Raw genomic sequence first — 13,856 nt, forward strand, 5'->3', positions numbered from 1 at the left:
TCTTCAGCGTTATTTACTTTCCGGTCAGCCTGCGATGACCTTCCGGTCAGGTGCTCTGATTCGAAAGTTTTCCGGCGCTTGCTGGTTTTCCGGGAAACAAACTCTGAAAAATGTAAGGATTGGAAGCATATTCAGCCTATTTCCCGGCGGACAAGCCAGGCGCGGTGGCTGAAACGCGCGGCAAGGCCACAAAGTTTCCATGTTTCGAAATCGGAAACTATTCCAGTGCAAAACCTGTGTTTTCACATGGCAATGGGCATGTTTCATCCGTCTGTGCGGTGAATTGCGCCGTTTTTCGGAAACAATAGGCGGGCGGCCAGGCTCCAGGAAGGCTGCGTTTGGGTGCCGCGCCGGCTCAATGCGGGGAATTTTAGGCAATTTTTTGGCTTTGTGGCCGGAAGCGCCTAAAGTATGCATGGATTAGCCCATTTGGGGGGGCGAGTTCTGCGAGCTGCTGGACTGTGGTGGACTGCCAATTTCTGAAACAGGTCCCGGTGCCGAGTTTACGGGCACACCACTGATCCGAATGCTTCTGCTATCCGGCTGCGCGCTGCATTTGCGCGCAAACCAGGACGCGTGCGTGTTCTGGCCCCCGTCCCGCTTGGGCTGGTGTTTTTGACTGTGGCAGACCGCATGGCTGTGCGGCTGCCCGGCTGACCCGGCAGATGGGGCTTATCGCCTGACCGGTGAGGAGAGGGTAATGACAAAGAGTTACGAAAAGCCGAACCCGGCGCTGGACGGAATCGTTGAAGGCACCGCGGGCGATGACCTGATCGACGCCGCTTACACCGGCGACCCGGAAGGCGACAGGGTCGACAACGCGGATGCCATCGACCCGGCGGCAGGGCCGGATGATGACGTCATTGTTGCGGGCGCGGGGAATGACAGCATCTTTGCCGGCGCGGGCGACGACACCGTGGATGGCGGCAGCGGCGACGACCTGATCCTGGGCGACGGCGTGTCCGGCGCCTCCAAACCGGTGACCATTACCATCGACTCGACCAGTGCCGCCTTCAAGAACCAGGTCTTTGCCTACACGATCAACCCGGACACCGGCGAAATCAGCAATGTTGTCGTGCTGACCGAAAACGCCAAGGACAGCGTCGGCGACAGTTTCACCTATGACGCGCCGGCAGGCGCCGTGGTCGGGGTGGGCATCATCAGCCCGCAAGGCACCTTCTTCTCCTCCGGCCATGGCAGCAACGTTGGCCTGAACCCTGACGGGCTGGTCCACACCAAGGGCTTCGGCCAGAACCCGGACGGCTCTGTGAAGCTTGGCTTCGAGGATCTGCGGAATCTGGGTGACCGGGACTTCAACGACGTCAAGCTGACCGTGGATCTCGGCACCTCGGGCGCTTCCTTCGACAACGCGCATTTCGACTACCACTCCAGCTCTCCGGACCCGGTTGTGCCGGGTGATGACCTGCTGATCGGCGGTGAGGGCGATGACACCATTCTCGGCGGCGGCGGCGATGACACCATCGATGGCGGCGACGGCGCGGACGCGGTCGACGGCGGCGACGGTGACGATTTGATCGATACCTCCAAGGACAGCGGCGTGCCGCTGCCGGACCGCGGTTTCCCCGGCTATACCGGCACCGATCCGGACATTCCGTTCATTCCGGCCGACCCGGATCCCTTTGACGACATGGACACCGTCCTGGGCGGTGCGGGCAATGACACCATCTCGACCGGCGACGACGCCGACCTGATCGAGGGCGGCGCCGGCATGGATGTGATCGATGGCGGCATCGACGATGACACCATTGACGGCGGCGACGACGCGGATGTGCTGGTCGGCGGCGAAGGCTCCGACATCCTTTTGGGCGGCGGCGGCGATGACACCATTTTCGGCGGGCTGAACCCGGCCTTCCCGGACGGGCTGAACATCACCGATGATGGAAGCGACGGCCGCCCGGCGGACCCGGATCCCACCAACGGGATGGACACCATTGACGGCGGCGCCGGCAATGACCTGATATTCGGCCAGGATGACGACGACGTCATCAGCGGCGGCGATGGCGATGACACCATCGATGCGGGCATCGACGACGATCTGGTCGATGGCGGCGCCGGCAACGACGTGATCACCGGCGGCCACGGCGCCGACACCCTGTCGGGCGGCGACGACCGCGACATCTTCCTGGGAGCCACGGCGGGCGATGTTGTCGACGGCGGCTCCGGCGGCGATGACTTCGACACCCTGGACCTGACCGGCACCGGGCCGTTCGAGCTGAGCGGCGTCACCGTGGATGCGGACGGCAACAGCATCTCGGGCACCGTCAACTTCCTGGACGGCGATGGCACGGTAACCGGCTCCATGAGTTTTGGCGAGATTGAGCAGATCATTCCCTGCTTCACGCCGGGCACGCTGATTGCGACCCCGCTGGGCGAATGCCGGGTCGAGGATCTGAAGGCCGGCGACCGGGTGATCACCCGAGACAACGGCATCCAGGAAATCCGCTGGATCGGCATGCGGACGCTGGAAGGCCGGGATCTGGCCGGGGCCTCGCATCTGCAGCCGGTGCTGATCCGCCAGGGCGCCCTGGGCAATGGCTTGCCCGAGCGCGACATGATGGTCAGTCCCAACCACCGGGTGCTGGTCGCCAACGACAAGACCGCGCTTTATTTCGAGGACCGTGAGGTTCTGGTGGCGGCCAAGCATCTGACCGGGCTGGCGGGCGTTGACGTGGTGGAGACCTCCCGGGTCACCTACATCCACTTCATGTTCGACCAGCACGAGGTTGTTCTGTCGGACGGCGCTTGGACAGAAAGCTTCCAGCCCGGTGACCAGAGCCTGCGGGGCCTGGACAACGCGCAGCGCAACGAGCTGTTCGAACTGTTCCCGGAACTGAAGTCGCAGCAGGGCCGCGCGGCCTATACCGCGGCCCGCCGTTCGCTGCGCAAACACGAGGCGCATCTGCTTGTGCACTGACTGATGCAGTTGCCGTTTTGGGGGAGGCGGCAGCAGCGGGCAATGCGCAGGAAGGCAGGACCTTGTGTCCTGCCTTCTCTGTTTCGGGGGCTGTCAGCGGCGGCTGCGCCAAGCGGCCCAGTCGGCGGGCGTGTCCAGGTCTGTCAGGGCGCGGCGCCCCGGCAATGCCACCGCCTGGACGGTCTCGGATCTGAGGATGCTGCGCGCGCCCTGGTCGCCGGAAAGCGTTTTCAGGGCTTCAAAGCAGCGGCTTGGGAAGATCACCGGATGGCCGGGGGTGCCGTCCTCAGCCGTGGCGCGCAGGATTGGCCCCTCTTTTCCATGATAATGCGCGGCAAGATGCAGCATGTCCTGAGCTTCAACATCGGGCATGTCAGCCGGCAGGATCATCACCGCTTCGGTTTCTGCCGGCAAGGCCATCACTCCGCGGCGGATCGACGCCGCCATCCCCTCAGCGGCATCAGGAACCGGCACCAGGGCCGCAGCGCCGGTGGCAGTGGCGCGCGGGTGGGTTGTGCCGGGCAGGGTCACGTAGACCGGAAGCCCGGTCAGCGCAGCGCGGCGGCACATGAGAGCCAGCAGGGGCTGGCCGCCCGCATCCTCCATCAGCTTGTCGCGGCCCTGCATCCGGGACGACGCGCCGGCGGCGAGCAGCAGAATGGCTATGGCGGTCATGGAAATCCGGTCTCCTGCTCTGGGCCGCGAGGCCGGATGCCTCCGGCGGGAGTATTTTTACAAAGAAGAAGATCAAGAGTCTGAAAAAAATGCGGGGCCGGTGGATCTGGGGCCGCAATGGGTCATTAATGCTGACCAAATGTTTCGCGCGCGAAACATTTGGCGGGAGAGGCTGACCTATATGTTGCGCGGCTTCCCCGGCGGCAGCGTGCGCTGCCGGGGCAACGGGGCGGTTTCAGGTCAGGGATGCTGACCTGAAACCTGGCCTGTTCAGGCTCACCCGCGCATCCGGGCGCTGTCGGCGTCAAAGAGCGGTTCCGTGATCAGGCGGGCCTTGTACATCCTGCCGAGGATTTCGATCTCAACTTCCAGGCCTTCGCTGGCGCGGTCCGTGGGGACAAAGCCCAGGGCGATGGATTTCTGCGAGTGGTGCGAATAGCCGCCGGAGGTGCAGAAGCCCGCCACGGCGCCGTCCAGCCAGATCGGCTCATAGGCGACCACATCGGCGTCGTCTGCATCGACCTCAAAGGCGCAGAGCCGGCGGGCGGGACCTGCGTCGCGTTCGGTCTCGGCGGCGGCGCGGCCAATGAAATCAACGGGTTTCTTGAAGGAGATGAAGCGGTCCAGCCCGGTTTCGGCGGCCGTGTAGTCGGGCGAGAACTCGCGCAGCCAGGAGCCGAAGAACTTGTCCAGCCGCAGCGACATCATCGCCCGCATGCCAAAAGGCTTCATACCCAGCGGCTGGCCGGCCGTCCAGAGCGCATCCCACAGGGCGCGCTGGGAGAGCAGGTCGCAGTAGATTTCATAGCCGAGGTCGCCGGTATAGCTGACGCGCTGCACGATGCAGTCGGCCATGCCCACTGTCAGGCGTCGCACATCCATGAAGCGCATGTCCGAGATGTCGGTCCTGGTGCAGGCTTGCAGCACCTCGCGGGCCTTGGGGCCTGCGATCTGGAAGCCGTTGCGGGTGTCGGAAATGTTCTCGAGGCTGACACCGTCATCGAGGTTCTGCAGGAACCAGCGCATGTGGTAGGCCTGCGAGCCATAAGACGCGGTGAGTTGGAATTCTTCCTCAGACAGGCAGGAGATGGTGAAATCGCCGATCAGGCGGCCCTTGGGCGACAGCATCGGGGTCAGCGACAGGCGGCCAGGCTGGGGCACCCGGCCGGCCATGATGCGGTCGAGCCAGGCGCGGGCGTCGGCGCCTTTGACCAGGTATTTGCCGAAGTTGTGGACCTCGTTGATGCCCGCGTTTTCGCGCACGGCTTTGACCTCGCGCGCGGTCGCCTCGAAGGCGTTGGAGCGGCGGAAGGACGGGGTTTCGAAACGCGGCTCGGTCCCTTCGGCGAAGTAGTTCGGGACCTCAAGCCCGTATTGCGCGCCCCAGACCGCGCCCATGCCATCGAAGACGTCGTACATCGGGGTGGTGCGGAACGGACGGGCCGCGGGCAGCTCCTCGTTCGGGTAGGCGATGGAGAAGCGTTTCTGATAGTTTTCAATGACTTTCGGGCGGGTGTAGCCCGGGGTGATCCAGCCGCCGAAGCGGGCGCAGTCCATCGCGAAAGTGTCGCGTTCGCATTCGCCTTCGACCATCCACTGGGCCAGCATCAGGCCGACGCCGCCGCCTTGGGAGAAGCCGGCCATCACGGCGCAGGCCGACCAGTAGTTGCGCATCCCCGGCACCGGGCCGACCAGCGGGTTGCCGTCGGGGGCAAAGGTGAAGGGGCCGTGGATCACCGATTTGACGCCCGCGGCCTCCAGCGCCGGGAAGCGTTTGTAGGCGAAGGCAATTGAGTCCTCGATCTTGTCGAAGTCATCGGGAAGCAGTTCGTGGCCGAAATTCCACGGCGTGCCGTCCACCGCCCAGGGTTTGCAGGGCTGTTCGTAGAATCCGATGCAGAGGCCGCGGCCCTCTTGCCTGAGGTAGCTTTCGCCGGCCGGGTCCATCACATGCGGGTGCTCGCCGCCGCCGTCGATGATTTCGGCGATCATCGGCACCTCGTCGGTGACGATGTACTGGTGCTCCATCGGGTGCAGGGGCATGTAGACGCCGGCCATGGCGCCGACTTCGCGCGCCCAGAGGCCGCCAGCGTTGACGACATGTTCGGCGTGAATGGTGCCTTTTTCCGTTACCACGTCCCAGGTGCCGTCGGGGCGCTGGTTGGTTTCGATCACCTTGCAGTGGGTCTCGATCGTGGCGCCGCCCATGCGCGCGGCCTTGGCGTAGGCGTGGGTGGTGCCGGAGGGGTCGAGGTGGCCGTCCAGCGGGTCGTACAACCCGCCGATGATGCCGTCCACGTTGGTGACCGGGGCGATTTTCTTGATCTCTTCGGGGGAGACGATTTCGGTCTCCAGTCCCATGAAGCGATGCTTGGCGCGCTCGGCCTTCAGCATGTCGAAGCGTTCCTGGGTTTCGGCCAGGGTGACGCCGCCGACGTGGTGCAGGCCGCAGGACATGCCGGTGATCTCTTCCAGCTCCCGGTAAAGCTTGATGGTGTAGCCCTGCAGAGCGGCCATATTGGTGTCGCCGTTGAGCGTATGGAAGCCGCCCGCGGCATGCCAGGTGGAGCCGGAAGTGAGTTCCGAGCGTTCGATCAGCATGACGTCGGACCAGCCGAGCTTGGTCAGGTGGTAGAGGACAGAGCAGCCGACGACGCCGCCGCCGATCACTGCCACGCGGGTGGTGGTTTTCATGAGGGCCTCCCTGAATTGGTGTTGCCTGCATTCTGTACAGAAGTGAACAGTAGTCCAGCAGAAAAACGGCAAGGCGTGCCGTATTCAGGGCGTCAGGGCAGGGGAACTTTATTCAGATGTGCGGAATCGGCTGTTCTGGATGATGAAAATCGCTGTCAGCGGGGCGGCCAGGAGGATCACGCCGACGGTGATCAGCAGCATGCCGAGCTGGGAGTAGTCGGCAGGGGTGGTGATATTGCCGGCCGAATCTGTCACTTCGCGCGTCACCACGAAGATTTCGTTCAGGTATTTGGTGCCGAGGCTGGAGGCCGACAGTGCCAGATTCGTGAAGGAGGCCATGACGGCAAAGAAAGTGGCCTTGAGCCCCGAGGGCGCGTTGCGGGCGATCCAGGCGAGCATCGGGATCATCGCGACCTGGCCCAGCGGCGATTCGACGGCGGTGTCGACCATGGCGATGAAGCGGGCGTCGACGACGCCGCCGGTCATTGCCGCGGTCCAGTGGTGGGCGCCGTAGTAAAGCGCGATGTTGGGCAGGCTGAGGACGGCTTCGGTGATCGCCAGGAAGGCGACGATCCAGGCAATCGGGCGGCTGGCCATCATCGGGCGGAAGACCAGCATGCCGGCCAGCGTCAGCAGCGAGGTGATGAGCGAGAGGACCGACAGGAACTGCTGATCAAACCCCAGCACGTCGATTTCGAACCAGGTGGCTCCGGGGCCGCGCAGGGGCGTCGCGCGGTAGACAAAGATGATGATGGCGGTGCCGATCAGGGCGCGGGCCTGGTCCGTGGGCAGCACCGACACCAGCTGGCGCATCAGAAACAGCACGATGGCCATGGATCCGGCGAAGACGATCTCCTGCGAGTAGGGCATATCGCCCAGGCCCACGGCCAGCGACAGGGCGACAAAGGCGCCGCCGCCGATGAAGTACCAGTGGTTCGGGGCCACCGGCTCGCGGGGGAGTTCAATGCGGCTGCGGATCTCTGCCTCGGACACGCCGGCCCAGCGCAGCCGGGCGGCCTTGCGCCATTTCTGCCAGATCGCCAGCGCCACGCCGGAGAGCGAGATTGCCGGGATCAGCAGGGCAAGGGTGAAGACCAAGCCGTAGAGCGCGCCTTTGTCCGGCTGCGGCAGCGCACCGGCGCCGTCAAACAGGGCGACGTTGAGGGCCGCGGCGGCACTGGAGCCGCCGATCAGCGCGATGCGGCCGAAGGTCTGCATGGTGGTGTGCAGCGATTTGGTCTCGGATTCGGGCAGCGGGTTCCCCTGGCCGTCGGTGTGCGGCACGGCCTCTACCGACATGGCGTCGGCAACCACGTCCTGCAGGACATACCCGCATGGCGCCAGCAGTGCGGCGGTGACATACCAGGCGCCCAGCGGCATTGCCGCGCTCATCATGGCAGGCTCCAGCACGATGGCCGCGAGGATGCCATAGCTGCCGGCCATCAGACCGGCGCCCAAAAGGATCAGCAGGTATTTCCAGCGCCAGATCAGGTCGACCAAATGTCCCAGCGGCATTTTCAGCGCCCAGGGCAGACCCACCCAGAACGCCAGCCCGGCCAGAAAGGCGGCGGAGAGGTCCAGGTATTCCTTGACGAAAAACGACGCTGCAACGGTGGTGATGCCCTGCGTGCCATAAGCAAAATAGATCAGCAGCGGCGGCAGGAAGGTCCAGCGCAGCTGGCGGAACAGCTCAAGGATGGTGTTGTCGAACCAGCTCCAGGCCAGCACCGCCGCACGGCTCATGACCGGTTTCCAGTCATGCCAATGGCCGGATCTTGAGCCCGGTGACGCGGTTGCCTTCGCGTTCGGTGACCTCAAACCGGAAGCCGTGGAACGAAAACACCTGGCCTTTGGTGGGGATCATCTGCGCCTCGTGGATCACCAGGCCGGCAATTGTATTGGCCTCGTCGTCCGGCAGGTTCCAATCGGTGGCGCGGTTCAGATCGCGGATGGTGGTGGCGCCTTCGACCAGGAAAGAGCCGTCCGCCGTCTTCTTGACGATGTGTTCCTCGTCCGGATCGAATTCGTCGGTGATCTCGCCAACGATCTCTTCCAGGATGTCTTCCAGCGTGATCAGGCCCTGCAGCGCGCCGTATTCATCCACCACCAGCGCAAAATGCGACCGCATCCGCAGGAACTGGCGCATCTGCTCGTCCAGGGTGGTGGTTTCCGGCACAAAATAGGGGGCGTTGGCGATTTCCGAGATGTCGAAGGACTTGAGCTTTCTGGCGTCGCCTCCGGCGCCTCCGGCCTGTTTGTACATCGACCGGAACAGGTCCTTGGCATGCACAACGCCGATGATGTTCTCCTGCTCGCCGCGGAATACGGGCAGGCGTGTGTGCGGGCTTTGCAGGCACTGCTCGAGGATGACTTCGGGATCCGCGTCCGCGTCGATCATCGCGATGTTCGAACGGTGCAGCATAATCTCCTCGACAAACCGGTCGGACAGGTCGAGCGCGCCAAGGATACGGTCGCGGTCTTCCTTTTCCACCACGCCTTCGGAATGGCCGAGGTGCAGCGCGCCGGCGATTTCCTCGCGCACCGCCATGATGTGGCTGTCCGGGTCGATCCGGACGCCGAAGACGCGCAGCACGCCGCGCACCAGCAGCCGCACGGTATCGACGACCGGGGACAGCAGCCTGACCAGCAGCGTGATCAATGGTGCCACGGCAGATGCGGCCTTTTCGGCGTTGGAGATGGCATAGGTCTTGGGCAGCACCTCGGCGAAGATCAGCACCAGCAGGGTCATCACCAGGGTCGCCATCGCCACGCCGCCCTCGCCGAGCGCCCGGGTGAACAGCGCGGTCGCCAGCGAGGTGCCGAGGATGTTGACCAGGTTGTTGCCCAAGAGCACCGAGCCGATCAGCCGTTCGCTGTCCTCGGTCAGGGCCAGCGCCTTTTGCGCCCCGTGCGAGCCCTTGTCGGCCTGGCTGCGCAGCTTGCCGCGCGAAGCAGCGGTCAGGGCGGTTTCGGAGCCGGAGAAGAAGGCTGACAGGACCAGCAGCAGAACGATGGCCCCGGCAGTGATCCAGAAGGCGCTGTCGAGTACGGTGGAGGCAGTGTCCATGAGGGGTCCAGAGATCCGGTCTGTTGAATGTTCGCCGTATTTATGGGGGTTTGGCCGCCGCGCTTCAAGTTCCAGCGGCGTTCAGCGCATATCCTTTGCCAGCGGGTGGTGCTCCAGCACCAGTTCCTGCAGGCGGGCGTCCAGCACATGGGTGTAGATCTCGGTGGTGGCGATGTCGGCGTGGCCCAGAAGCGCCTGAATCGCCCGCAGATCGGCGCCATTGGCCAGCAGGTGGGTGGCAAAGGCGTGGCGCAGGGTGTGCGGGGTGACCTTGTCCGGCGAGATGCCGCCGGTGACCGCCAGCTCCTTGATCAGCAGATAGAAGCGGTGGCGGGTCAGGTGGCCGGATTTGCCGCGCGAAGGAAACAGGAAGCGGGAGGGCGGATGGCCCTCTGCTTCGCGTGCGGCGTCGGTATCGTCGCGGGCGATCAAATAGGCGGCCAGCGCTTCGCGGGCGGGAGGCGACAGCGGCACCAGGCGTTCCTTGCCGCCCTTGCCCAGGATCAGCAGCATCCTCGGATCGCCGCGCGCGGCGGAAACCGGCAGCGAGACCAGTTCGGTCACCCGCATGCCGGTGGCATAGAGCAGCTCCATCAGGCAGGTGTTGCGCAGCCGGTCGGACAGGCTGCGGCCGGTCTTGCGGGCGGCGTCCAGCAGGCGGTCGACCTCGATCACCTCCAGCGTTTTCGGCAGCCGTTTGTCGCGTCCGGGGCCGCGGATCTGGATTGCGGGATTGTCCTGGCGCCAGCCTTCTTCGAAGGCGAAACGGTAGATCTGCTTGACCGCAGACAGCCGCCGCGCCCGGGTCGAGCGGGCCAGCCCCTGGGCGTCGCAATTGATCAGGTAAGCCTCGATGTCGTCCTGTTCGGCCGTCAGGAAACCCTGGCCGCGGTGCTCCAGCCAGGCGGTCAGGTCCTTGAGATCGCGGCCGTAGGCGAGCAGCGTGTTCTGCGAGGCGCCGGTTTCGGCCGCCTGGGCGTCCAGGAAGGTGGAGATCCACTGAAAATTGTCGCGGGGTGCCATCATGTCACTGGTGCTCCAGCAGCATCAGCTGCAGCGAGGCCCGGCGCGCGGTGTCCTCCAGCCCGACGGCGCGGAAGGCCGCCAGCGCTGCGGTCAGGTCGCCCAGGTTGCCGTCGGCGCCCTGGGCAAACAGCACCATGCTGCGCAGAATCGCCTCGCCGAGCTGGCCGTCGTCCAGCATCTGCCGGATCGCCTGCGGCACCTGCGCGTCCGCGGCAAAGCCCAGGGCAATGGCTTCGGCCACCGGCGACGGCGCGGTGCTGCTGCCGGGGCGGCCCTGGGCCAGTTCTGCCAGGAAATGAACCCCGGCGCCGGCCTCCGGGGCGTCATGCGCGGCAAGCTCGTACAGCGGCGACAGCAGGCGGATGCGCCAGGCCAGTGCGGCGGCCGGACCGGTCAGCTTGGCCTGGGCCAGCGGTTCGGCAAAGAGATCGGCAAAGACGGTTTCGGTGCCTGCCTGCTGCATCGCGTCCCACGCGCGGGGCAGGGAGCGGGCCAGCGCATCCGGATCGCCGGCAGCGAGGTCGCTTTCCAGCTGCTGCACCGCCGCGACCCGGTCCCAGATGCCGCCCGAAGCCGCGGGTTTGCGGGCGCTGAACAGGCCGAGGTACTGGTTGGGATTGAGCGCACCGCCGCGGGCCAGCCGCTCCGCCGCTTCGAGCTGCGCCTTCCAGCCGGAAATGTCGCGCAGATCCGCAGCCGCAAAGGCGGGCGGCAGCGATGCGGTGGGCATCGGCTCGCCGATGGTTTCGAACAGGCGGAAGGTCAGCGGATCGGGGTCCTGCGGGCGGCGCAGCGGCGGCGCCAGTTCGAACAGGTCGGGGTTCAGGAACCGGTCGAGCAGCTCCATCTGGTTCTTTGGCAGCAGTTCCAGCGCGTGGGCGGTTTCCAGCATCAGCGCCGCGGTCGGCCAGTCGCTGCGCCGTGCGGCGCAGAAGATTCTGGCGGCGTAGCTGTCCGACAGATGCGGCGAGGCGGTCAGCGCCGCGCAGGAGGCGTCCTCGCTGCCGGTGAGCAGGGTGGCGTCGAGCCAGCGGGCAAAGCGCGCCTTGCTGTCCGTGGGGCCTGCGTGCTCTGCCAGAGCCTGGGAGGGATCCGTGGCCCCCAGAGCCAGCAGCCGGTCAAGGCGTGCCAGCAGGATCCGGTCGCCGGTTGCGGCGGGCGGGCGGGATTCTGACAACAGCAGGGTGAACAGCAGCGCCTGCATGGCGGGATTGCCGCGCACCGGCACCGATTCGATCAGGCGCGCGACGTCATCCGCGCTGCTGCCGCGCCACAGATCGGCGGGCAGGCCGGTGGCCGCGGCGGGCACCAGCCCGACCGGTGGCAGCAGGGTTTCCAGCGGGGTGACCGAGATCGGCGGCAGGGCCGCCGTGCCGGTGACCGGCGGCTCCAGCAGCACGGTGCCGGGCAGCCCGCTGCGCGGCTGCGGTTGGTTCAGCCAGTCGATTGCCGCGAGGGGTTCATTGGCAAATGCACTGCCTGCCAGCATCACCCCGGCGGCAGCCGCCTTAATCCGCATTCAGCACCACCGGCTTGCGCACCTCGGTGCTGGGCGCCCGGAAATCAGCGCCGAACCACGGCCCCACATAGGCATAACAGACAAGTCCGATCCCGGCGAGAACCGCTAAATAGACCAAATACTTAATCAATCGCCCCATGGTGTATCCAATGCCTGTTTCCTGCTCTTTTGCCCAAGTTATATATTCCCTTTTCCGCAAGATCACGTCATTCACTGAAGAATGAGCGAAAAAGAGCAAAGCAGCGGCCAGGAGGCCGCAGGCCCGGTGCCGGGGAAACTGAAGAAGACCATCGTGATGGTGGGCATGATGGGGGCAGGCAAGACTGCCGTGGGCCGCGCCCTGGCGGCCCGGCTGGATGTGCCCTTTCTGGACAGCGACCACGAGATCGAGGCCGCTGCCAACATGACGATTCCGGAGATTTTCGCGCGCGACGGCGAGCCGTTCTTCCGCCAGAAGGAGCGGCAGGTGATTGCGCGGCTGCTGGAGGAGGAGCGCGGCGTGCTGTCGACCGGCGGCGGCGCTTTTCTGGCGCCGGAAAACCGCGCCGTGATCACCGCTATGGGGGTGTCGGTCTGGCTGGATGCCGATCTCGAGGTGCTGTGGAACCGGGTGCGCCACCGCGACACCCGGCCGCTGCTGCGCACGGCGGACCCGCGTGCGACGCTCCGCGACCTGTACCGCGCCCGGGTGCCGCTGTATGCCAAGGCCGATCTGGCGGTTGCCTCCGACGGGCAGGCGGCGATTGAGACGATGGTGGACCGCGTGCTGGAAGCGCTGAAGGCACGCCCCGATGTATTGGAGTGGAAATGATGGAACGCACGGTTCACGTGCCTCTGGGCAGCCGGGCCTATGACGTTTTGATCGGCCCCGGCCTGCTGGCGCAGGCAGGCAGCCGGATCAGGCCGTTGCTGAAGCGGCCGAAGGTGGCAGTGCTGACCGACGAGACCGTGGCGGAGAAGCACCTGGAGGGCCTGCGGGCCGGGCTGGCCGCCGCGGGAATCGAGATGACGGCACTGGCGCTGCCGCCGGGCGAAGCGACCAAGGGCTGGCCGCAGTTCAGCCGCGCGGTGGAGTGGCTGCTGGAGCAGAAGGTCGAGCGCAATGATGTCGTCGTTGCCTTCGGCGGCGGGGTGATCGGCGACCTGGCAGGCTTTGCCGCCGCGGTGCTGCGCCGCGGGGTGCGGTTTGTGCAGATCCCGACCTCGCTTTTGGCGCAGGTCGACAGTTCGGTCGGCGGCAAGACCGGCATCAACGCGCCGCAGGGCAAGAACCTGATCGGCGCCTTCCATCAGCCGTCGCTGGTGCTGGCCGATACCACGGTGCTGGAAACGCTGCAGCCGCGCGATTTCCTGTCCGGCTATGGCGAGGTGGTGAAATACGGTCTGCTGGGCGATGCAGAGTTCTTTGCCTGGCTCGAAGAGAACGGCCCGGCGCTGGCTGCAGGCGACGTGGCCGCGCGGGTCGAGGCGGTGGCGCGATCGGTGCAGATGAAGGCGGATATCGTGGTGCGCGACGAGACCGAGCAGGGCGACCGGGCGCTGCTGAACCTGGGCCATACCTTCTGCCATGCGCTGGAGGCGGCGACCGGCTATTCTGACCGGCTGCTGCACGGCGAAGGGGTGGCCATCGGCTGCGCACTGGCGTTTGAGCTGTCGGCGAGGCTGGGATTGTGCGCCCAGGAGGAGCCGAGCCGGGTGCGGGCGCACCTGAAGGCGATGGGCATGAAGACCGATCTGGCGGACATCCCGGGCGATCTGCCCGGTGCGGAGGCGCTGCTGGAGCTGATGGGCCAGGACAAGAAGGTTGTGGCCGGCCAGCTGCGGTTCATCCTGGCGCGCGGCATCGGCGAGGCATTTGTGACCGCGGACGTGCCTCCGGAAGCTGTTCTGTCGGTCCTGCGCGGCGGCGGGGCGTAGGGCCGGAAATCAGGGAGGGCAGC

The 13,856-nt window shown here is 65.7% G+C and carries 11 protein-coding genes; 4 read left to right on the forward strand and 7 right to left on the reverse strand.

Annotation, left to right across the window (positions count from 1 at the left end):
- The first annotated feature begins 700 nt into the window (after positions 1-700).
- Complete coding sequence (locus tag OKQ63_RS08045) at positions 701-2,935, forward strand: Hint domain-containing protein (protein WP_264213409.1); 2,235 nt, start codon at positions 701-703, stop codon at positions 2,933-2,935.
- Between the two features lie 93 nt (positions 2,936-3,028).
- On the opposite strand, the gene OKQ63_RS08050 is transcribed toward OKQ63_RS08045, so the two are convergent.
- Positions 3,029-3,610, reverse strand: a complete 582-nt coding sequence (locus OKQ63_RS08050; protein ID WP_264213410.1) for a nucleotidyltransferase family protein — start codon at positions 3,608-3,610, stop codon at positions 3,029-3,031.
- Here OKQ63_RS08050 and OKQ63_RS08055 point away from each other — a divergent pair.
- Positions 3,600-3,863 (forward strand): hypothetical protein, encoded by a 264-nt coding sequence (locus tag OKQ63_RS08055; RefSeq protein WP_264213411.1) that lies wholly within the window; start codon positions 3,600-3,602, stop codon positions 3,861-3,863. The genes OKQ63_RS08050 and OKQ63_RS08055 overlap by 11 nt on opposite strands.
- A gap of 23 nt (positions 3,864-3,886) precedes the next feature.
- Here OKQ63_RS08055 and OKQ63_RS08060 read toward each other — a convergent pair whose 3' ends face one another.
- From OKQ63_RS08060 to OKQ63_RS08085, 6 genes are all read right to left on the reverse strand, one after another.
- A complete protein-coding gene (locus OKQ63_RS08060; RefSeq protein WP_264213412.1) occupies positions 3,887-6,304 on the reverse strand; it encodes a GcvT family protein in 2,418 nt (805 codons plus the stop codon).
- Positions 6,305-6,412: 108 nt separating this feature from the next.
- Positions 6,413-8,047: an MFS transporter gene (locus OKQ63_RS08065; protein WP_264213413.1), complete on the reverse strand. Its 1,635-nt coding sequence runs from the start codon at positions 8,045-8,047 to the stop codon at positions 6,413-6,415.
- Positions 8,048-8,060: 13 nt separating this feature from the next.
- Positions 8,061-9,371, reverse strand: a complete 1,311-nt coding sequence (locus tag OKQ63_RS08070) for an HlyC/CorC family transporter (protein ID WP_264213414.1) — start codon at positions 9,369-9,371, stop codon at positions 8,061-8,063.
- Positions 9,372-9,452: 81 nt separating this feature from the next.
- The gene (locus OKQ63_RS08075) at positions 9,453-10,397 is read right to left on the reverse strand and encodes a site-specific tyrosine recombinase XerD (RefSeq protein ID WP_264213415.1); all 945 of its coding nucleotides are present in this window, start codon (positions 10,395-10,397) and stop codon (positions 9,453-9,455) included.
- 1 nt (position 10,398) lies between these two features.
- Complete coding sequence (locus tag OKQ63_RS08080; RefSeq protein WP_264213416.1) at positions 10,399-11,916, reverse strand: hypothetical protein; 1,518 nt, start codon at positions 11,914-11,916, stop codon at positions 10,399-10,401.
- A complete protein-coding gene (locus OKQ63_RS08085; protein WP_264213417.1) occupies positions 11,906-12,055 on the reverse strand; it encodes a hypothetical protein in 150 nt (49 codons plus the stop codon). Before OKQ63_RS08085 ends, OKQ63_RS08080 begins: the two co-directional genes overlap by 11 nt.
- 81 nt (positions 12,056-12,136) lie before the next feature.
- Here OKQ63_RS08085 and OKQ63_RS08090 point away from each other — a divergent pair, with 81 nt between their 5' ends.
- Positions 12,137-12,727, forward strand: coding sequence for a shikimate kinase (locus tag OKQ63_RS08090; RefSeq protein WP_264213418.1), 591 nt, complete (start codon positions 12,137-12,139; stop codon positions 12,725-12,727).
- The gene (gene aroB / locus OKQ63_RS08095; protein WP_264213419.1) at positions 12,727-13,833 is read left to right on the forward strand and encodes a 3-dehydroquinate synthase; all 1,107 of its coding nucleotides are present in this window, start codon (positions 12,727-12,729) and stop codon (positions 13,831-13,833) included. The genes OKQ63_RS08090 and aroB overlap by 1 nt, the downstream gene beginning before the upstream one ends.
- The last annotated feature ends 23 nt before the right edge of the window (positions 13,834-13,856 follow it).

The sequence above is a fragment of the Leisingera thetidis genome (assembly GCF_025857195.1).
Classification (GTDB): domain Bacteria; phylum Pseudomonadota; class Alphaproteobacteria; order Rhodobacterales; family Rhodobacteraceae; genus Leisingera; species Leisingera thetidis.

What these genes read in the sequence shown, in the direction of transcription:
- OKQ63_RS08045 (WP_264213409.1), top strand. Translation starts at nt 701, where the DNA reads ATGACAAAGAGTTACGAAAAGCCGAACCCGGCGCTGGACGGAATCGTT.
- OKQ63_RS08055 (WP_264213411.1), top strand. Translation starts at nt 3,600, where the DNA reads ATGGCGGTCATGGAAATCCGGTCTCCTGCTCTGGGCCGCGAGGCCGGA.
- OKQ63_RS08050 (WP_264213410.1), bottom strand. Translation starts at nt 3,610, where the DNA reads ATGACCGCCATAGCCATTCTGCTGCTCGCCGCCGGCGCGTCGTCCCGG.
- OKQ63_RS08060 (WP_264213412.1), bottom strand. Translation starts at nt 6,304, where the DNA reads ATGAAAACCACCACCCGCGTGGCAGTGATCGGCGGCGGCGTCGTCGGC.
- OKQ63_RS08065 (WP_264213413.1), bottom strand. Translation starts at nt 8,047, where the DNA reads ATGAGCCGTGCGGCGGTGCTGGCCTGGAGCTGGTTCGACAACACCATC.
- OKQ63_RS08070 (WP_264213414.1), bottom strand. Translation starts at nt 9,371, where the DNA reads ATGGACACTGCCTCCACCGTACTCGACAGCGCCTTCTGGATCACTGCC.
- OKQ63_RS08075 (WP_264213415.1), bottom strand. Translation starts at nt 10,397, where the DNA reads ATGATGGCACCCCGCGACAATTTTCAGTGGATCTCCACCTTCCTGGAC.
- OKQ63_RS08080 (WP_264213416.1), bottom strand. Translation starts at nt 11,916, where the DNA reads ATGCGGATTAAGGCGGCTGCCGCCGGGGTGATGCTGGCAGGCAGTGCA.
- OKQ63_RS08085 (WP_264213417.1), bottom strand. Translation starts at nt 12,055, where the DNA reads ATGGGGCGATTGATTAAGTATTTGGTCTATTTAGCGGTTCTCGCCGGG.
- OKQ63_RS08090 (WP_264213418.1), top strand. Translation starts at nt 12,137, where the DNA reads ATGAGCGAAAAAGAGCAAAGCAGCGGCCAGGAGGCCGCAGGCCCGGTG.
- aroB (WP_264213419.1), top strand. Translation starts at nt 12,727, where the DNA reads ATGGAACGCACGGTTCACGTGCCTCTGGGCAGCCGGGCCTATGACGTT.